Source organism: Deltaproteobacteria bacterium (genome assembly GCA_019310525.1).
Lineage (GTDB): Bacteria > Desulfobacterota > DSM-4660 > Desulfatiglandales > HGW-15 > JAFDEE01.
Window position 1 is genome coordinate 20,737 of record JAFDEE010000034.1, and the last position, 18,781, is coordinate 39,517.

The window sequence follows — 18,781 nt, forward strand, 5'->3', positions numbered from 1 at the left end:
CAATTTTGTTCAAGGTCAAGCCTCCGGCCTGTAGGGCTTACGCCCAGGAGAGGAAGGTGTAAATTTTAACCGCCCCCCTTGGGATGCCGAGCGGGACAGGCATCCATGAAAAGATAAAGGCATCAGGAAAAATTATTGGAATCAGGGAAAAGAGCCCGGACTCCGCCCAGGGGTCTCTTCCCGGAGGCCAGATGGTCGAGGGTTTTAAGGAAGGCTTGTGCAGAAGGGGAAAGGGGTTGATTTTTCAAGTACACTATATTCACTTCAAGGTAGATGTTTTCTCCTTTGATGGGAACTGAGGCCAACCTTCCGGCGCGCAACTCAGCCGATACAGAGGCCTTTACGAGAAAAGAAATACCGTCCCCCCTCTCCACAAGCTGCTTTATGAATTCCGCGTTGGACGTTTCAATCAGGATATTGGGAACATATCCATTTCGTTTGAAAAGCTCGTTTATGAGCTTCCGGGTTCCGGATCCGAGTTCTTTCATTATTATCGGTTCATGGGACAATTCCTCTACTGTTACAAATGGTTTTTGCTTGAAAGGATGGTTCGGTGAAATGATCAGGACCAATTCCTCCTGGGAGAAGGGAACAAATTCCACCTCCGGGCTTTCCTCCACCTTTGCGACAATGGCGACCTCGTTTCTCATCTCCATCAAGCTATGGACCATGGATTGTGAACTTCCTTCGTCCAGGTGGATTTTGATCTGCGGGTGCCTCTCGTGAAAGTCCCTCATCAAGTGTGGCATAAGGTAGCGTGCGTAAGTCTTGGAAGTACCTATGCGAAGGATCCCTCGCTTAAGCTTTCTCATATCTTCGAGAAGTCCCTCAATCTCTTTTTCATAGTCGAAAATCTTACAAGTGTAATTATAAAGTGTCTTGCCTTCTTCCGTGAGAAAAATTTTTCTCCCCTTTTTTTTAAAGAGCTTCACTCCGCAATAGTCTTCAAAAAGTTTCATCTGGGCCGTTACGGCGGGTTGGGTGATAAACAACTCTTTTGCGGCCTGGGTGAAACTCAGGTTCTTTGCGACACAGTGGAACACACGAAGCTGGTTGAAATTAATCATTTTGAAAAACTCCACACCGGCTCGGGAAGGCCGGCCGTAACTCCCTGGATCTCCCCATCATAAACAATGGGGCACCAGATTAAACTCCATTGAGCAACGGGTATCCGCGCCGACTTTTCACCTATAACATTCTATTATGAATAACATAAGAATTATGAAATTGACAATGCCCGGGTAATAGGCCATTCAAAAAAGCAGCGGCAACGTGTATCTCATGAAACAGTTTTTATGATTTCGGCGTTTCTCCTGTGAACCGTTGACAGGCACAACCACACTTTCTCAACCCGTCAACCAAAGAATCAAGCGACTCGTTCTATGGATCCGGTATTTTTTTCAATCATCGGCCCATGAAACAGTCATATCCAAACTTTGTAACCCTTTATCAATGAGGGGCGTTTGATGGGAAGTGAGCTGATGCCCGGGACTTCACCCGGCCTTTGAGCACTAAAAATCTTATCATTTTTCCTAAAGGAGGTATCTCCCATGAAGGATCTCAGGGATTATATCGCAAAGGTAGAGGAAATAGGTCAGCTTCGCCGGGTAAAGGCCGAGGTGGACTGGGACCTCGAACTCTCCCACATCGCCAAAATCGTCGAGGAAAAGAGCGGACCCGCCCTCCTTTTCGAAAACGTGAAAGGATACTCGAGCCCGGTCTTGACCGGCGCCTTCGGCACCACCCAGAGGCTGGCCGTCATCCTTGGGAAAAACCCCAACCTCTCCATGGTGGAGCTTACGAAGGAATGGGTGGAAGCCACCGTCAAGGAACTTATTCCGGCGAAGGAAGTCAAGGACGGGCCTATCTTTGAGAATATTCTCGAGGGCGATAAGGTGGATACCTTTGCCTTCCCTTCACCAAGGTTTTACGAACTGGACGGAGGTCGTTACTTCGGCACGGCGGTTTTCATGGCCATTCAGGATCCTGAAACAGGTGACATCAACCTAGGCACTTACCGCATGGGGGTCCTCGACGATAAGACAGTGGGGGTTCAGATCCTCAAAGGGAAAAAGGGTGACAGGATCCTGAAGAAGTACGGGAAACAAGGCAAAAAGATGCCCGCATGCGCCATTATAGGCGGTGATCCCCTCCATATCTTTGCAGGGGCCGCCACAGTAGCCAATGCAAAAAGCGGATACGACGTGGTCAGTTCCCTGCGAGGCTCCCCTGTGGAAACCGTGAAAGGTCATCTCACGGGTCTTCCATTCCCGGCGACGGCCGAGATTGTGCTGGAAGGGGAAATCGACCCTGAGCACCTGAGAGAGGAGGGACCTTTCGGTGAGTATACGGGCTACTACACGGAAGAACTCATCAAGCCCATTCCCAAACCAGCCCTTGAAGTCAAGCGCATCTACTTCAGGAACAATCCTATCCTCTGGGAGACGAGCGTGGGGAGACCCGTGGGCGATCAGCATATGCTCTATGCCTTTGTGCGTAACGCAAGCCTGTGGACGGATCTGACCCGAATGCAGATCCATGGAATCAAATCGGTATATACGATGCCGGAGGCCTCGGGACGCTTCTGGGTGGTCGTCTCCGTCAAGCAGATGTATCCGGGTCACGCGGACCAGGTGGGCGCGGCGGTCATTGCAAGCAACACGGGGACATACGGAATCAAGGGTGTGATTATCGTGGACAGCGATATCGATGCAGACGACCTTCCCAGGGTGTGGTGGGCGCTTGGGACCCGCTATAACCCGGCCCGGGGCACGCAGATAATCAACAGAGGCAGGGCTACACCTCTGGATCCGTCCCTTGCAGCGGATGAGAACAAGTTCATCACTTCGCGGATCATCCTGGATGCCACTATACCCTTTGAGTGGAAGGTCAAACCCACGGAGATCAAGCTCACTGAGAGTGTTTTGGAAAAGGTAAAGGCCAGATGGTCGGAATACGGCATCGATTAAAGGGAGGTCGAAATGGTCTTCGATAAGGATATAGAAGCGGCGAAGGAAAGGGCGAGAAAGGTCAAGTTGTTTGCCCATGATATTCACGGTGTGCTCACCCAGAACAACTTTTTTTGCGACATCGAGGGAAGAAGAAGATACGGATTCTGGCACATGGACGGATTCGGAGATCTTTCTCTTTCAGCCAACGGGATCCGTATCGCCTTCCTGGATTCAACTTCCATCGACGATGAAGGATTTTACCGGGCCAAAGAATTGAAACTTGACAAGTACTACTACAAGGTGAAGGACAAGGTGGGAAAGCTCATCGAACTCGAAGAGGAACTAGGGATTACAGCCGAAAACGTTTGTTATGTCGGTTGCGAGGTCACGGACCTCGAGGCCATGAAACACTCAGGATTTTCGGTGGCCACGGCCGATGCTATAGACGAGGCCAAGGAAATTGCGGATTACATCACCAATGCGCCCGGAGGAAGAGGACCCATAAGGGAAACCTGCGAGTTCATCCTCCGGGCCATGGGAGAGTGGGAGAACTGGGTCGAAAAGGTCACCAAAATGGGATACAAGTAGTCGGGAAGGGGGGAAAGGATGGTAAGCACGGAAACGGCTATCGAAAAGGCAAGACAAGTCAAATTCGTCATCCTTGACATACACGGGGTCCTTACGGACAACACACTCTACTACACGGATGACGGGAAGAAGTCGGAGTGTTTCTCCCTGGCGGACCGCCTCGGGTGTATCTCGTTGATGGAAGGGGGTATCGGCGTGGCCTTCCTGACCAGTAAGATTTCGAGAGCCGATCAACAGGTCGGGGAAATCTATACGGTCCCGCCCGATCGGCTCTGGGGAACATCCGCCAAGATAGGAAAACTCGATGAATTCGAAAAAGAGACGGGTCTCCAGGATCAGGACTTCTGCTATGTAGGAGACGAGATGATTGATCTCGGCATCATGAAACGGGTCGGATTTCCCGTTGCCCCGGCCGACGGCGCCATAGAGGCCAGGAATGTTGCTGCATACATCACCAAGGCACCGGGAGGCAGGGGAGTGGTGAGGGAGATCGCCGAGTTCATCTTGAAGGCCCAAGGGAAGTGGGACACCGTGATCCAAAAAATCTCCCAACACGGCTGACATCTTCCAAGGCAAGGAGTTGAACTCCGAAGACCCTTATAATGTTTAAGGGCTTCACCGTTTTAGAAACCAAGAAGGATATTCAAACCTTTCAGGGGCGGCGTCGATGGGCCTTCTACTCCGGTCACGGAGACGGAAGCGCCTTTTCAGAAATTCCCCTGGCGGGACAGGACGGGAGGATTTTATGGCCTATACTTATCCCAAAGACAACAGGGAATTTATCAACCTCTTAAAAAAATATGGAGATCTGGTTACGGTGGAACAGGAGGTGGATTGGGATCTCGAGATGGGTGCGATTGTGCGCCGGGTTTGCGAAAAAAAGCTTCCCTCCCCCTATTTCAAAAAGATCAAGGACTATCCCGGTTTCGAGGCCCTTGGGGCACCCCTTGCCACCTATCGGAGGCTGGCCATCGCCATGGGATTGGGGAGCGATGCTTCCATTCCCGAAATCGCGGAGGAGTACGTCCGGAGGACCACGGCCGAGCCCATACCCCCTGTTCTGATCGACCGGAAAGATGCACCCTGCAAGGATAACATCCTGATGGGAGAAGAAGCGGATCTTTTCAAGCTCCCGGCTCCCATGGTCCACGACGGTGATGGGGGACGGTATCTCGCCACTTGGCATTTCGTAGTATCAAAGGATCCCGAGACTAAAGATATCAACTGGGGCATGTACCGGCAAATGGTCTTCGACGAGAAGACCATGGTCGGCCCCGTTCTCCCCTTCTCCGACATGGGAAAGATGTTTTACGGGAAATTCGTTCCCAAGAACGAACCCATGCCCTTTGCCACCGTGATCGCCTGCGACCCCCTCTCAGGGGTGGCGGCCAGCGCCCCTTCCCCTATTCCTGAAGACCAGTTCGCGGGCATGTTGATGGGAGAACCCGTCGAGCTGGTCAAGTGCGAAACCTGTGACCTAGAGGTACCCGCCCACGCAGAGATCATTATCGAAGGGGAAGTCATCCCCAACATGATGATCGAGGAGGCGCCCTTCGGCGAGTACACGGGATACCGCACCTCCCCGAGGGAACCCCGGACGGTTTACAGGGTCAAAGCGATTACCTACCGTAACAATCCCATTCTCACGGTCTCCAACATGGGGGTTCCCACGGACGAGGGACAACTTCTACGGTCCTTCTCCCTGGGACTGGAAATGCGAAAGCTCCTGGAAAGCCAGGGGATTCCCATTACCGGCGTTTACATGCTTCCCGAATCCACCCACCACCTCGTGGTTGTCGGGGTGAAACCCGCTTACAGCGGGATCGCATCCCAGATCGCCGGGCTGATATTCGGAAGCAAACTGAGTCCGTGGTTTCACATGGTAATCGTCGTGGACCATGAAACCGACATTTACAGCAAGGACGAAGTCATCCATGCCCTTTCCACCAAATGCCATCCCATCCGGGGCATCCACAAGTACGACCAGGCTCCCGGAACTCCCCTCAATCCTTATGCCTCACCGGAAGAACGGAAATGGAGCCGCGGAGCCAAGGTGCTCTTCGATTGCACCTTTCCCCTGGACTGGCCGAAGTCCGACCTGCCCATCAAGGTGGCCTTCAATACGGTCTATCCCAGAGAAATCCAGGAAAGGGTCTTGTCGAATTGGAAAAATTACGGTTTTCAGGACTAGGAGGAAAGACCAATGGCGGGAAAAGAATTTGACACCTTTTTTTTAACGGACCCGGAAAAGATCCCCCAGGAGCAGGAAATTGAAATGATCCTCAGGGACCTCTCCCCCGGCGACAGAAGATATAAATACCGGAGTTTTTTTGCAAAGGCAATGGTTTCCGATCTGGAATCCAAATATCCGGATCGGCTTTGGGTCAGACTAGGGAGGGGACAACTCCTGGAGAAGCCTTGGTCGGTTAAGGTCTTGGAGGAATTGAAAAAGTTTTCCGACGTTGAGGGGGGAACATCTTGAGAGCGATTAGGGGTCTGAAAGAATTCGCCCTGGTTTTAGAAGATCAGGGAGAACTCCAGCGGGTCTCCCTTCCCCTTGATCCCCGCTATGAGATTGCGGCTCTGCTCTCTGAAATGGGAAAACGAGAGGCTCCCGCCCTCCTGTTTGAGAAGGTCAAGGGATGCCAGACAGCTCTCATCGGAAATCTCCTGGGGACAAAGAAGCGCCTCGCCCTGGCCCTGGGAATTCCCGAAAGGGATTTGCTTCGTGGGCATCTCCCGAACCTGGAAAAGAAAATTCCACCTGTTCCGATCCAAGAAGAACCACCCTCCCGGACCCTTTTGACCGCCGAACAAGGTCTGGACATAGGAGAAGTTCTTCCTGTTCTTACCCACTACGTCCGGGACTCCGGTCCCTATATCACAGCAGGTATTACTTCGGCCCGGGATCCGCGGGACGGCACCATGGGAAGGGGACTTCACCGAATGGAAATCCGAGGTAAGGAAGCGCTCGGTATTTCATTGCTCAACCCGCCCCTGGCAGATATTTACGCCTACCACCGGAAGCATGGCACAAAGATGGAAGTGGCTACCGCCATAGGTGTGGATCCGGTCATCCTCTTCGCTACCGTTCTCAAGGTCCCCCAGGGGACGGATAAGCTGGCCGTGGCAGGCGGGCTGATGGGAGAAGCCGTATGCACGGAACGTGCGAAGACGGTGGATCTGGAGGTGCCCGCCTACTCGGAGATCATCATCGAGGGGGTCATCGACCCAATGAGCGAAGAAAGGGACGGGACCCTGGGCGAGGCAAGCGGTTACTATATGTCCTTTTCAAGCAGCCCCACGATCCGTGTCACTGCTATCAGCTTCAGGGAAGACCCCTATTTCCAGGCTATTCTTCCCTGGAGTCTGGAAGTGGATAATCTCATGTCCCTGATTCATGGGTTGCATTTCATTCCCAAGATGATGAAAGAAATACCTTCCCTCCTGGACATCCACCTTGTTCCGGGAACCTTCGGCTCCCACGTCGTGATGTCCATTGAGAGCGAAAATAGGGCGGAAATCCGGAGGGCCTTGACCCTGGCCCTCTCGTTTACCAGTATAAAGAAGGCTGTCATAGTGAATGGAGACATCGATCCCAGGGACTCGCTGGAGGTGGAATGGGCCCTGGCGACCCGGTTCCAGGCCGATCGTGACCTCATCGTCATCCCGTGCGTCAAGGGCCAACCCATCGATCCCTCTTCAGGAGAAGGCTTTGGTACGGCAAAGCTTGGCATGGATGCAACACGCCCCCGAAAGGAAGGGTTCGAAAAGGTCGACTTCCCCCAGGAGATCAAGGGACGATTGGGCTCTTTCATCGAGGCAATCAGAAAGGAGTAAAATGAAAAGAATCGTTGTGGGCATCTCAGGGGCCACAGGCGCCATTTACGGCATCAGGTTGCTGGAGGTTCTTTCCAGGTCGAACATCGAAACCCACCTGGTCATTTCCGAAGCCGCCACCAAGACCATCCGGATGGAGACCCCATGGAGCGTGGAGGATGTCAAGGCCCTCGCCCATACCTGCTACGACATCAAGGATGTTGGGGCCGACATTGCCAGTGGATCCTTCCTCTGTGAAGGCATGGTCGTCATCCCCTGCGCCATCAAGACCCTCTCCGGCATCGCCCACTCTTACAACGACAATCTCCTGGTCCGGGCGGCAGACGTGACGCTCAAGGAGAAACGAAAACTGGTGGTGGTAGTCAGAGAGACTCCCTTTCACAAGGGACATCTGGCCCTGATGACGACACTGGCCGATCTTGGAGCGACCATCCTTCCGCCTATCCCGGCCTTCTACTTCCTCCCGAAAACGATCGACGATCTTATCAATCACACGGTGGGGAAAGTGCTCGATATCTTCCACATCAACCATCATCTCTTCAACAGGTGGGGAAGCGAGGAGATAAAAAGGGCCATTTCAAGCAAAGGAGAAATGAATGAAAATTCGAGGGAAGATCAGCGAAGGAATGCGGGTCGCGGCCAAGTTCACACAAGTTCCATGGGTTAGAGATCAGTGTATCCGGAAGCTTTCCTTCGATCCCTTCCCCGGCACCCTCAATCTCGATATAGAAGATTCCGGTGACCTGGCGATCCTCAAGGATCTCAAGGCCTCCAAAGGGGTGGAATTAGTTCCGGAAAACCCTTCCTTTTGCAGCGCAAAGTGCCTACCCGTACTCATCGCCGGCAGGATCAAGGGGGCGATCATCTTTCCCATGATCGAGGATTACCCTCCCAACAAGCTGGAATTGATTGCACCGGTCCACCTCAAGGATTACCTCTCGGTGAGGACGAATGATCTTATCGAGATCGAGGTCCTTTCACCATAACCCTGATCTTTCACATCCATCGGCCCCTGCTGAGTCAATCCAATATAACTCCTCTGGAATTTTGCAAAATTTACGAGGCCCCCCTTTTTGTATCAGTGAGACCTTTGAAAAACGTTCAATTTTGTTCAAGGTCAAGGAAGGCGAAAATTTTAACCACAGGAATACATTGAAGTATTTCGAGGATTAAAATTTGAGCCTGACCTGTCTGCCGTGCCTGCCTGTCCCGTTGGAACGGCAGATAGGCCCGGCACAGGCAGGCGCCGAGATTGGGCAAAAGGGGGCGTTTTTCAAAGATCTCATCAGTATCGGAGGGGGCTTGGGGTACCTGTTCATCCACCGGGATCTTGGACAAGGTGAACTTTCTTGTGTTAACATGCCGTCCCTGACAAGGACACACGGCGGAGAAACCCATGGAGCGGAAAAAGGAGGGAAATCTCATGGCGGGGAAAACCATAGCCGTCGTTGCCACCCTGGACACCAAGGGCCGGGAGACGGCCTTTCTGAAGCAACTGATAGAAGCGAGAGGACATCGGGTGCTGCTGCTGGACACGAACACCGGGGGCGAGCCGTCAATCCCCGCCGATATATCGGCTGGGGAGATCGCCAAGAGCGCCGGGGGAGACATAGAAGAGATCAGGAGATCGAAGGACACCCACAAGGCCTCATCGATCATGGTCGAAGGGGCCTCCAAGATCGTAAACGACCTTCTCGAAAGGGGCGAACTTCACGGGATTATTTCCTTCGGCGGGGCCAGCAACACCGCCATGGGAACATCCATCATGAAGTCCCTTCCCTTCGGTATACCCAAGCTTATGGTTTCCAGCACCGCGGCCATGCCGGCCTATGCCGGAGGGTACTTCGGGACCAAGGATATTACCATATTACATTCGGTGGTTGATATCGCCGGACTCAACCCCCTCGTAAGGGATATCTTGAAAAGGGGCGCGGGGGCCATTTGCGGCATGGTGGAGGAGGGAAAAGGCTTTACTTCCTTGGGTGGAGATGTCCGGGAAAAGCCCCTCGTCGCCCTCACCGAGTTCAAGTTTTCGGAGAAATGCTGCTCCCTAATCAGGAAACTTCTTCCAGAGCATGGATTCGAAGTGATCCCATTCCATGCCCAGGGGATCAGTGATCAGGCCATGGAGGAGTTGATCGGGGAGGGACTTTTCAAGGGCGTAATGGATATCGTTCCCGCAGGGGTGGCAGAGGAACTCTTGGGAGGAAACCGCGCAGCGGGTCCCAACCGCTTGGAACGGGCCGGTGAGATGGGAATCCCCCAGATCGTTACACCCTGTGGATTTGAGATGCTCAGTTGCGGCCCCCTCGAAAGGGGAGAAAAAAACGATCCCCTCTGGATTTCCAGGAACATCAAGGAAAGGAAAAGTTTCATCCCGGACCCTTTCCGGGTTCAAGCCCGTACCACCGCAGAAGAACTGCAAGAGATCGCCCGAGCAGTCGCTGAAAAGCTGAACCGGGCCAAGGGGCCTGTGGCCTTTCTTATTCCCCGAAGGGGCTGGTCCTCCCTAAGCGAGGAAGGAAGGCCCCTCCATGATCCGGAAACGGATCGGGTCTTTGTGGAAGAACTCAAGGAAAAATTGAATCGGGAGATTCCGGTAATCGAGGTCGATGTCCCTCTAAACTCCCCTGAATTTGCCGAAGAGGCCGTGAAATGGTTCCTGAAACTCACCGGGGAGAAATGATACATCGGAAAAAGAACGATCTTGTCCACCCCGTAAAGGTCACCTTCCGGATCGAAATCTTCTCCCCTTAATGTACAGCTTATAGATGTGGATCCGGTAACGGAGGCCAGCAGGCTGGATCGTTTCGTGGCCGAAAGCCCGAGACAGGGCCCTTGTAAAAGTGCACGTGTGGTTACCGGGGGCAATCCGTTTTTCCAAAATGACTCACTTCTTCTTGAAAAGGGCCTCGAGCGCATCCCTGGCGTTCTTGGCGCGCAGGGTCTTACCGCTCCTTCCCTTGGTGCCCCGAATCTGGAAATAGTCGCAGAAGTTGGCCCTCTCCTTGTCCATAATGCGTTCAGCGGACACCTCCCTGCACTCGTTGTAAGCACCGGGGTCGTAAAACCTGCATTGCTTGCAGCATCTCAGATCCCGGCCACAATGAGGGCACTTGTCATGTCTTCCGATATTTCCTTTTATATCCAGTTCATGGTGACAAAACGCACATTTCATTTCTTCAACCTCTTGTTCATTGGTATATTGCTTTTAATTTCCAGATGTATCCTTCAATGAAGGGATCTTTTCCCCGATATCCTCTATCTCCCACCTCCTTCCTTGGACCGGCACATTCCGGGTTCATGGGCGGGAAGGGACTGAGAACCTCAAAGCTCTCCTTTTGACATTTCATATGCTGACTAATAGAATATTAGATTACCCACACTTTGCGGCATGGGTTTTTGAAATGCTTTTTACACGTGAAACCGGGCATGATATCAACCAGGATTCTTCTTACAAAGGGGACTGACTTAAAAAAAACCATGAAGGATCTCCCTTATACCTTGCTCGACCATACAGGGGACATGGCTGTATGCATCACCGGGTCTGACCCCATAGATCTCTTCGAGAATGCGGGCAGGGCCCTTATTCATATCGCACTGGGGGATGTGCCGAAGGATCAAGGCCCCTCCTTTTCCATCGACCTTTCAGGTGAAGACCTGGAAGATCTCCTGGTCCAGTGGCTGGGAGAGATACTGTATCTCCTGGAGGGCGAAAAACAAATCGCCACCGTTTTTTCGGTTGAACACCTGACGGCTTCACACCTCAAGGCAACCCTGGGAATCATTCCCTTTGACCCGGGACGTCACGAGATCCTCACTGAAATCAAGGCGGTGACCTACCATCAAATCCAAGTCACCGACCGGGGGGATCACTGGGAAGCCGTTGTCATCATGGATGTATGAGGTTTAAGCATGCAAATCAAGCTCGAACAATTGGACGATAACCGATGGCTGATCCCCAAAGCCGGGAAAATGAGGGTTCCAGGGCTTATCTTTTCAAGTAAGGCCCTGATCAAAGACATCGAAAAGGATCAAAGTCTGGTCCAAGTCACCAATGTTGCGACCTTGCCGGGAATCAGGGGGTACTCTCTGGCCATGCCCGACATTCACTGGGGATACGGATTTCCGATAGGCGGTGTCGCGGCCTTTGATGTGGACGAAGGGATCATCTCTCCCGGCGGAGTCGGTTATGATATCAACTGTGGATGCCGCCTCATGACGACTTCCCTGATAGCAAACGAGATCATGCCCAACCTCAGGAAACTTCTCTCAGACTTGTTTATTGCGGTTCCCGCGGGTGTCGGTTCCACCGGGGTCGTTCATCTCTCCAAGAAGGAAGAGACCGAGGTGGCCCTGGAAGGTGCCGCATGGGCCGTGAAACAGGGTTTCGGCCGGCCGGAAGACCTGGAAAGGACCGAAGACCACGGCACCCTTGAAGGAGCTGACCCCTCAGTGCTGAGTGACAGGGCAATGAAACGGGGAATCGACCAACTCGGCACGCTGGGGTCTGGAAACCATTTCCTGGAAATCCAGGTCGTGGATAAAGTCTATGATCTCCAAATCGCCCGGGCCTTCCGCATTTTCGAAGGCCAAGTGACCGTCCTTATCCATTCCGGATCACGGGGATTCGGTCACCAAATCTGCGACGATTTCCTGAAAGAAATGGGCAGGCAACTCCCGAGCCAAAAAATCGATCTTCCCGACAGGCAACTCGCATGTGCTCTCCTTCGATCGGATCTGGGGAGACGCTACCTTTCCGCGATGGCTTGTGCCGCGAATTACGCCTGGGCCAATCGGCAGATCCTCATGCATCTGGTTTACGAGACCTTCATCCGCAGTCTTTCCATCGGCCCAAAGGAACTGGGTATGGAATTACTCTATGATGTTTGTCACAATATCGCGAAGATTGAAAGGCATACTTACAAGGGCCGGGAAGTCTCGCTATGCGTTCATCGCAAGGGTGCCACCCGATCATTGCCTCCCGGGCATCCCGGTATTCCTCCCCTCTATAGGCAGGCAGGCCAACCCGTGCTCATTCCCGGGGACATGGGCACATATTCCTTTATTCTCGCAGGAGCCCCTGGTGCCATGGAAAAAAGCTTCGGATCCAGCTGTCACGGCGCCGGTCGGGTTATGAGCCGTTCCCAGGCCGTGAAAACCGCGAAGGGAAGGGCTATACATCGAGAGCTGGAAGATAGGGGCATCCTGGTTCAGTCCAAGGGAAAAAGAACTATGAAAGAAGAGATCCCGGAGGCCTATAAAGATGTTTCCCAGGTCGTCGAGGTGGTTCATCAAGCCGGACTGGCGAAAAAGGTCGCGCGCCTGAAACCCCTCGCAGTCATCAAGGGATAAATCAGCATCCTCCGGGAAAGTCCATTTTAATACCTTTTGAAAAAAGCCTGACTTTACTCAATCTTCCGCCTCCGCCACGGCGTGACAAGCTGCGTCAGGACCAAACCGGAGACCCCCCGAAGGATAGGGAGTCCTAGCTACGCGCGGGTAAATTTTAATCCTCGAAATACTTCAATGTATGGTGCCTCTGCCGCTTGGTATCCCAAGCAGGGTGGTTGAAATTTCCGCCTTTCTCGATCTTGGCCAAAATTGAACATTTTTCCAAAGGTCTCTTTTCCCGGACTATTATTGCACCCCCCAGGAGTCCGGGCCGCTCTATCTCGACTATTTATCAATATGCCTCCCGGGGGTCAACAAGAAAAATGAAGTTACTTGTCGCGGGCAACAGAATATCTTGAACGGAATCGCGGTGGGGCCAAACCTGCCCATTCGCGCCGAAGCGATTCGATGCGCTCACCCCGCTATTCCTATCCATAGCCAGCCACAAAGTACCCTGGCGGAGGCGAATGACCCCAGAAAAGCCATTTACTTTCCCGTTTATGTAATGTAGTTTCCTTGGTACAGGATCCCGGCCGAATCCTGGACTTCATGAAACAACAGGAGACTTAGCAATTGGAATCTCTATTGACCGGATCAATTATCATGGCGGCCGGCAAGGGCAGTCGTATGAAGGGTTATGAGGGAAACAAGGCTCTGCTCCCTCTGGTGCCAGGAAGTTCCCTTTACGATGGAGATCAACCCATTCTACTCCATATCTTGAAAAACCTCCCTCCCGGCCCCAAGGCCATTGTTGTCAACCACAGGAAAGAAGACGTAATCCGTGCCACTTCACACCTAGGAATCGAATATTACGAGCAGCCCGTGACCAACGGGACCGGGGGAGCCCTTCTGGCTGCAAGGCCGTTTATAGAGAAAGGTGATTTTTCACGAATGATCATCACCATGGGAGATGTACCTTTTGTCAGGGAGTCCACCTACCAGAACCTTGTCCGGGCCTTAGAGGATAGTTGTTTTGTGGTGCTGGGCTTCCGAACGGATGACAAGAAACGTTACGGAGTCCTGGAAACCAGGGGAAACCACGTCACCCGAATTGTTGAGTGGACCTACTGGCATCGCCTGCCTCGGGAGGAGCAGAACCGTTTTCAGATCTGCAATTCCGGGATTTACGGGGCCAGAAGACACGAACTTCTACCTTACCTTGCCCGCCTTGAGAGCCGTCCACACAGGGTTCTGAAGGAAAGAAAAGGAAAGATGGTAGAAATCGAAGAATTTTTCATTACGGATCTGGTAGAGCTTATCCATTCCGATGGGGGCAAAGTCGGGTTTATTGTAGCAGAGGACGAACGGGAAGTCATGGGACTGGACGATCCCGTATCCCTCGGAAAGGCCCAGGAGTTTTACAAGAGAGAATGGAAACATCTCGAAGCAACCTGACATAAAACATTCCTTCTTATGTCCGTCTTCACCGTTCCCGCAACGGCCCTGGAAGCTGTTATATTTCCAAGCCCTTCTTCGTAGCGGAACAAGGGACCGCACGACGGCACTCTTTATCCTTGACACGACCTTTGCTTTCCTTTTATATTCCCTGAAAAACAAGAGGGTGTGTGAAACCGGCCTGTCCTAAGGCCGAGAAGATACATTCCGCAAGGTGTCGGACCGCTCAGTCAGGCCCATCCATATCTTCCTGATAGAGTAACAAGCTCTCAAAATGGTGCCTGCCAACTGCGGGCCCCCTCTTATTCTTTAATGCACTCCCATTTCATCGATCCGATCATAAAAATGAGACCTTTGAAAAACGTTCAATTTTGTTCAAGATCAAGGAAGGCGAAAATTTTAGCCACAGGAATACACTTAGTATTTCGAGGATAAAATTTGAGCCTGACGCCGAGATTGGGCAAAAGGGGGCGTTTTTCAAAGGTCTCAGAAATTGGGGTGAAAAAGCAAGGAGGTTGGACCCATGGGAGAGTATTCTCTGGGTGATCGTATCTGGTTTAAGAAGTGGCCCGAGCAGGTACCCAAATCCTTGGATTATCCTGATTGCTCCCTGGCGGATTTTCTGCACCGGACAACCTCCCGCTATGGCGCGAATCCCGCTATTGTTTTTCTGGACACTGTAATCACCTATGATCAACTCTGGGACCTTGTCCGGAGAATGGCCAAGGGGTTTTATTCCCTCGGCCTCCGCAAAGGGGATATCTGCGCCATGATGCTCCCAAATTCCATTCAATATGTCGTTGCCTATTACGCCTGCCAGTTCCTGGGAGTCACAGTCACCGCCATCAACCCTACGTACAAGGCCTTTGAAATTCAACATCAATTAAAAGATTCAGGGGCACGAGCACTCGTCGTCCTGGATGCTGTCTTCAATGAAGCGGAAAAGGCCCTCGAAGGCACCAAGGTCCGCTATCTGATCGGAACCAACGTGGTTGATCTTTGCGCCATTTCTTCCTTGAAACGATTCCTGGGGAGGATCCTTGGTAAGATTCCGTCCGGAAAATTGCCCTCGGATGCGATCCGATTCATGAAACTATTGAACTCAGACCCCGATCCTCCCCGACCCGACATCGATCCCCGAAACGACGTGGCCGTTCTCCAGTACACGGGAGGCACAACGGGTCTCCCCAAGGGAGCCATGCTCACACACAGAAACGTGGTGGTCAACGCAGTCCAGTGCGAAGCTATTCTCTGGCAGCATAAACCGGGCATGTGTTTCATCGGCGTTCTGCCCCTCTTCCATTCCTATGCTATGACAACGGTCATGAACACGGCGATTCGTGTAGGTGGCTTTCAACTGCTCTTTCCCAAGCCCCCTGAAGACTTTTCTGACCTTTTCACTGCTATCGAGAAGTACAGCCCTCCCGAAGGGTCCATCATGCCCGGAGTGGCCCTGCTCTTCGACAAAATCAACAACCATCCCAAGGTCCGCGAATATGACCTCACCTCCCTGATGATGGCCATCTCCGGTGCCGGCCCCCTGCCCCTGGAAGTCCAAAACCGTTTCGAGGAACTCACGGGTTCCATCATCATCGAGGGATATGGGCTGTCCGAGGCCACCCCCGTCACCCACGCCAATCCATTGGATAAGGACTTGCGTAAGGTAGGTTCCATCGGACTTCCCCTCCCCGATACGGACGTCCGTATCGTGGACGTTGAAACCGGCACCAAGGTGCTCGCTCCCCTCCCCTTCGCCCTTTCCAAGACCGGTGGTCTTACCGGGGAACAGGCCCTGGAGGCCGATGCCTATACGGGAGAACTTATCGTAAAAGGCCCCCAGGTCATGAAAGGATACATGAACAGGCCCAACGAAACCGCCGTCACCATCCGGAACGGCTGGCTTTATACGGGTGATATCGCCTGCATGGACGCCGAAGGGTTCACGATCCTCAGGGACAGGGCGAAAGACATGATCAAGTGCAAGGGCTACCCGGTTTTTCCAGCAGAGGTGGAGGACCTTCTCCACAGGCATCCCGCCGTCCTTTCCGCAGCCGTGATCGGTGTGCCCCACGACAAGACTGGCGAGGTGGGAAAGGCCTTCGTGGTTCTCACACCGGAGAGCCGGGGCAAGGTAAGCGAAAAGGATATTCTGGACTGGGCCAAGGACAAGATTACGGAATACAAAGTTCCAGCATCCATTGAATTCAGGGATGAACTTCCCACGACCATGGTGGGCAAGGTCCTGAGGCGAGTTCTCAAAGAGGAGGAAGAGGCGAAAAGAAGAGAGATGCACAAGGGTAAGGCGATTTGAGTTCCAGGGGGATTCCTCAGGGTTCCGGGTCTGCTGAAGGCCTCCCAAGATGCACCAGTTCCCGGAGATCCTGAAAAGAGTTCTTTAACCCAGGGCTGTTTTCAACTCCTTCTCCCTTCGATCCCGCTCCAAGGCCAGCCGGATCAAGCGGTCGATCAACTCTCCGTAAGGTATGCCGCTGATTTCCCAGAGCTTGGGGTACATGCTGATTTTCGTAAATCCAGGAATGGTATTCAATTCGTTGACGATGATGCGTCCGTCTTCCAGAAGAAAAAAATCCACCCTGGCCATCCCCTCACAGCAGAGGGCCTGGAAGGAACGGACGGCCAGGTCCTTTATGCGTTGAACGACTTCCTCGGAGACCTTGGCCGGTATTTCGAGAGTGGCCCCTTTCCCGTCGATATACTTGGCTTCATAAGAGTAAAAGGTATACCTTTCAGGATCGGTAATGATCTCTCCTGGAAGAGATGCGATGGGGTCTTCATTCCCCAGGACCGAACACTCTATCTCCCTGCCCGTTAGAGTTTCCTCGATCAAGACCTTTTGATCCCACCGGAAGGCCTCTTCCACCGCGGCCTTGAAGGCCGCTTCGTCCCCGACCCGCTCTATTCCGACGGAGGAGCCCAGATTTGCGGGTTTGACAAAACAGGGAGATCCCAAGGTCTTCCGGACTTCCTCGAAATCCACCTCCCCGGCCCCCCTTTCAAGGACCATGAATTTTGCGATTGGAATACCTGCATCCCTCAACAGCCGCTTGGTCACGTCCTTGTCCATTCCGGCGGCAGAACCCAAGACCCCTACTCCGCAAAAGGGGACGTGAAGGATTTTAAGGAGTCCCTGCATCGTTCCGTCTTCACCGTAAGGGCCGTGGAGAACAGGGAAGACCACATCGATCTTCCCGAGAGAAACATCTCCGGACAAATCCCTGAATGGCCCCTCCCGATCCCCCGGGACGAGGGATATCTGCTGGCCTCCTTCCTTCAGGGAGATGAGTTTCGGATCCTCAGGGTGTTCCAGGAAATCTTCCGCCTGCTCGTAAGCAAACCACCTTCCTTCCTTGTCGATGCCGATGACCAGGATATCATATCTATCACGGTCCAGGGCATTGATGATGTTCAGGGCGGACTGAAGGGAGACCTCGTGTTCCGCGGATTGTCCCCCGCACAAGACGGCCACTCGCAGCTTTTCCATATCTATCCACCTGTTTCTACCAAAAAAACCTTTCCTTTCCCTTAACCGGCCAGGATTCTCGAAAGTTTCTCCAGTTCCTCGCTCTTTCCCAAGGCGATGAGGGTATCCCCTGCCCTGATGTGGGTTTCAGATGAGGGATTGAACTTCATCTCTCCCCCCTTTTTTCGTATCGCAACGATGATGACGTTCATGTCCTTACGGATGTCGGACTCCACCAGGGTGAGGCCGTTCAACTGTGATTCTTCCCCCACTTCCAGTTCACCCATTTCGAGCCCCATATCCCTGTTGTGAACTGTAAATTCCAGGAAATCCGTCACCGCAGGCCGGGTAAGGATATGGGCCATCTTTTGACCACCGATGAGGTAAGGCATCCCGACCCTGTCGGCCCCCGCCCGTTTGAGTTTCTTTTCGGTCTGTTCTTCTTCTGCCCTGGCAAGGATAAACAGGGATGGATTCAACCCCCTGGCACTCATGGTGATGAAGAGATTATCAGCGTCAGAGGCCACCACCGAGACCAGTCCCTTGGCCCGTTTTATCCCCGCTTCCAGCAAGACCTCCTCGTTGGTCGCATCATCGATGATGAAGGGGATGTCCTCGTTCTCAAGGGCCTGCCTGGCCTCCGGCCGGTTGTCGATCACCACCATGGGGACATTATGGGCCTTCAACTCCCTGCAGATGATCCGGCCGATCCTGCCGAATCCACAGACGATGAAATGATTTTTTATGGACCTCATCCTTAAACCCAACTTTGTCCTCCCGATCAAAGTACTCATCTGAAATTCGACCATGGCCTGGGCAACAATACCCAGCACATAGGCGATTATTCCCATTCCAGAAAAGATGATGAAAATGGTAAATATTCTGCCCGCCTCAGAAACTTCCCGCACCTCTTTAAACCCAACCGTGGTAATGGTGATCACGGTCATATACAGGGCGTCCAGGAAACCCCACCGCTCGATTATCATATAACCGCCGGTGCCCGCAAACACGATCACCATTAGAATGGCAAAGGCCCGGATAATTGTCTTGGATCTGAAAGGCGCTATTCTCTTGTTTACCTGGAACATGAACTCATTGCTGTCTGGAATAGAATTGTTTTGCTATTCATTAA

The 18,781-nt window shown here is 52.8% G+C and carries 17 protein-coding genes; 13 read left to right on the forward strand and 4 right to left on the reverse strand.

All coding sequences use genetic code 11. From position 1 onward, the window contains the following. Positions 1 to 122: 122 nt before the first annotated feature. Positions 123 to 1,067 (reverse strand): LysR family transcriptional regulator, encoded by a 945-nt coding sequence (locus JRF57_08045; protein ID MBW2303647.1) that lies wholly within the window; start codon positions 1,065 to 1,067, stop codon positions 123 to 125. Between the two features lie 483 nt (positions 1,068 to 1,550). On the opposite strand from JRF57_08045, the gene ppcB reads away from it, so the two are divergent. The 9 genes from ppcB (at position 1,551) to JRF57_08090 (ending at position 10,065) form a co-directional block, all read left to right on the forward strand. Next, the gene (gene ppcB, locus JRF57_08050; GenBank protein ID MBW2303648.1) at positions 1,551 to 2,969 is read left to right on the forward strand and encodes a phenylphosphate carboxylase subunit beta; all 1,419 of its coding nucleotides are present in this window, start codon (positions 1,551 to 1,553) and stop codon (positions 2,967 to 2,969) included. A 12-nt stretch (positions 2,970 to 2,981) separates the two neighbouring features. Then, positions 2,982 to 3,539 carry an HAD hydrolase family protein gene (locus tag JRF57_08055; protein ID MBW2303649.1) on the forward strand — a complete coding sequence of 186 codons (558 nt, stop codon included), beginning with the start codon at positions 2,982 to 2,984 and terminating at the stop codon, positions 3,537 to 3,539. An 18-nt stretch (positions 3,540 to 3,557) separates the two neighbouring features. Next, positions 3,558 to 4,100, forward strand: a complete 543-nt coding sequence (locus tag JRF57_08060; protein MBW2303650.1) for an HAD hydrolase family protein — start codon at positions 3,558 to 3,560, stop codon at positions 4,098 to 4,100. A 184-nt stretch (positions 4,101 to 4,284) separates the two neighbouring features. Further along, the gene (gene ppcA, locus JRF57_08065; GenBank protein MBW2303651.1) at positions 4,285 to 5,730 is read left to right on the forward strand and encodes a phenylphosphate carboxylase subunit alpha; all 1,446 of its coding nucleotides are present in this window, start codon (positions 4,285 to 4,287) and stop codon (positions 5,728 to 5,730) included. A gap of 12 nt (positions 5,731 to 5,742) precedes the next feature. Further along, complete coding sequence (locus tag JRF57_08070) at positions 5,743 to 6,021, forward strand: phenylphosphate carboxylase subunit gamma (GenBank protein ID MBW2303652.1); 279 nt, start codon at positions 5,743 to 5,745, stop codon at positions 6,019 to 6,021. After that, entirely contained in the window at positions 6,018 to 7,379 is a 1,362-nt protein-coding gene (locus JRF57_08075) for a UbiD family decarboxylase (GenBank protein MBW2303653.1), read from the forward strand. The genes JRF57_08070 and JRF57_08075 overlap by 4 nt, the downstream gene beginning before the upstream one ends. A 1-nt stretch (position 7,380) precedes the next feature. Further along, the gene (locus JRF57_08080; protein MBW2303654.1) at positions 7,381 to 8,046 is read left to right on the forward strand and encodes a UbiX family flavin prenyltransferase; all 666 of its coding nucleotides are present in this window, start codon (positions 7,381 to 7,383) and stop codon (positions 8,044 to 8,046) included. Continuing rightward, on the forward strand, positions 7,976 to 8,365 hold the full coding sequence (locus tag JRF57_08085; GenBank protein MBW2303655.1) for a CTP-dependent riboflavin kinase: 390 nt from the start codon (positions 7,976 to 7,978) through the stop codon (positions 8,363 to 8,365). Before JRF57_08080 ends, JRF57_08085 begins: the two co-directional genes overlap by 71 nt. Positions 8,366 to 8,775: 410 nt before the next feature. After that, positions 8,776 to 10,065, forward strand: coding sequence for a Tm-1-like ATP-binding domain-containing protein (locus JRF57_08090; GenBank protein MBW2303656.1), 1,290 nt, complete (start codon positions 8,776 to 8,778; stop codon positions 10,063 to 10,065). 204 nt (positions 10,066 to 10,269) lie between these two features. On the opposite strand, the gene JRF57_08095 is transcribed toward JRF57_08090, so the two are convergent. Further along, positions 10,270 to 10,557 (reverse strand): hypothetical protein, encoded by a 288-nt coding sequence (locus JRF57_08095; GenBank protein MBW2303657.1) that lies wholly within the window; start codon positions 10,555 to 10,557, stop codon positions 10,270 to 10,272. Between the two features lie 254 nt (positions 10,558 to 10,811). Here JRF57_08095 and JRF57_08100 point away from each other — a divergent pair, with 254 nt between their 5' ends. From JRF57_08100 to JRF57_08115, 4 genes are all read left to right on the forward strand, one after another. Continuing rightward, positions 10,812 to 11,285, forward strand: coding sequence for an archease (locus JRF57_08100; protein MBW2303658.1), 474 nt, complete (start codon positions 10,812 to 10,814; stop codon positions 11,283 to 11,285). 9 nt (positions 11,286 to 11,294) lie between these two features. Further along, on the forward strand, positions 11,295 to 12,734 hold the full coding sequence (locus JRF57_08105; protein ID MBW2303659.1) for an RtcB family protein: 1,440 nt from the start codon (positions 11,295 to 11,297) through the stop codon (positions 12,732 to 12,734). A 612-nt stretch (positions 12,735 to 13,346) separates the two neighbouring features. After that, the gene (locus tag JRF57_08110; GenBank protein MBW2303660.1) at positions 13,347 to 14,168 is read left to right on the forward strand and encodes an NTP transferase domain-containing protein; all 822 of its coding nucleotides are present in this window, start codon (positions 13,347 to 13,349) and stop codon (positions 14,166 to 14,168) included. A gap of 523 nt (positions 14,169 to 14,691) precedes the next feature. Continuing rightward, positions 14,692 to 16,479, forward strand: coding sequence for a long-chain fatty acid--CoA ligase (locus JRF57_08115; protein ID MBW2303661.1), 1,788 nt, complete (start codon positions 14,692 to 14,694; stop codon positions 16,477 to 16,479). An 84-nt stretch (positions 16,480 to 16,563) separates the two neighbouring features. Here the strand turns inward: JRF57_08115 and ddlA are convergent, their stop codons facing one another. Both ddlA and JRF57_08125 read right to left on the reverse strand, forming a co-directional pair. Continuing rightward, the gene (gene ddlA / locus JRF57_08120) at positions 16,564 to 17,670 is read right to left on the reverse strand and encodes a D-alanine--D-alanine ligase (protein MBW2303662.1); all 1,107 of its coding nucleotides are present in this window, start codon (positions 17,668 to 17,670) and stop codon (positions 16,564 to 16,566) included. 41 nt (positions 17,671 to 17,711) lie between these two features. Next, on the reverse strand, positions 17,712 to 18,737 hold the full coding sequence (locus tag JRF57_08125) for a potassium channel protein (protein MBW2303663.1): 1,026 nt from the start codon (positions 18,735 to 18,737) through the stop codon (positions 17,712 to 17,714). Positions 18,738 to 18,781 lie beyond the last annotated feature (44 nt).

What these genes read in the sequence shown, in the direction of transcription:
- JRF57_08045 (MBW2303647.1), bottom strand. Translation starts at nt 1,067, where the DNA reads ATGATTAATTTCAACCAGCTTCGTGTGTTCCACTGTGTCGCAAAGAAC.
- ppcB (MBW2303648.1), top strand. Translation starts at nt 1,551, where the DNA reads ATGAAGGATCTCAGGGATTATATCGCAAAGGTAGAGGAAATAGGTCAG.
- JRF57_08055 (MBW2303649.1), top strand. Translation starts at nt 2,982, where the DNA reads ATGGTCTTCGATAAGGATATAGAAGCGGCGAAGGAAAGGGCGAGAAAG.
- JRF57_08060 (MBW2303650.1), top strand. Translation starts at nt 3,558, where the DNA reads ATGGTAAGCACGGAAACGGCTATCGAAAAGGCAAGACAAGTCAAATTC.
- ppcA (MBW2303651.1), top strand. Translation starts at nt 4,285, where the DNA reads ATGGCCTATACTTATCCCAAAGACAACAGGGAATTTATCAACCTCTTA.
- JRF57_08070 (MBW2303652.1), top strand. Translation starts at nt 5,743, where the DNA reads ATGGCGGGAAAAGAATTTGACACCTTTTTTTTAACGGACCCGGAAAAG.
- JRF57_08080 (MBW2303654.1), top strand. Translation starts at nt 7,381, where the DNA reads ATGAAAAGAATCGTTGTGGGCATCTCAGGGGCCACAGGCGCCATTTAC.
- JRF57_08085 (MBW2303655.1), top strand. Translation starts at nt 7,976, where the DNA reads ATGAAAATTCGAGGGAAGATCAGCGAAGGAATGCGGGTCGCGGCCAAG.
- JRF57_08090 (MBW2303656.1), top strand. Translation starts at nt 8,776, where the DNA reads ATGGAGCGGAAAAAGGAGGGAAATCTCATGGCGGGGAAAACCATAGCC.
- JRF57_08095 (MBW2303657.1), bottom strand. Translation starts at nt 10,557, where the DNA reads ATGAAATGTGCGTTTTGTCACCATGAACTGGATATAAAAGGAAATATC.
- JRF57_08100 (MBW2303658.1), top strand. Translation starts at nt 10,812, where the DNA reads ATGATATCAACCAGGATTCTTCTTACAAAGGGGACTGACTTAAAAAAA.
- JRF57_08105 (MBW2303659.1), top strand. Translation starts at nt 11,295, where the DNA reads ATGCAAATCAAGCTCGAACAATTGGACGATAACCGATGGCTGATCCCC.
- JRF57_08115 (MBW2303661.1), top strand. Translation starts at nt 14,692, where the DNA reads ATGGGAGAGTATTCTCTGGGTGATCGTATCTGGTTTAAGAAGTGGCCC.
- ddlA (MBW2303662.1), bottom strand. Translation starts at nt 17,670, where the DNA reads ATGGAAAAGCTGCGAGTGGCCGTCTTGTGCGGGGGACAATCCGCGGAA.
- JRF57_08125 (MBW2303663.1), bottom strand. Translation starts at nt 18,737, where the DNA reads ATGTTCCAGGTAAACAAGAGAATAGCGCCTTTCAGATCCAAGACAATT.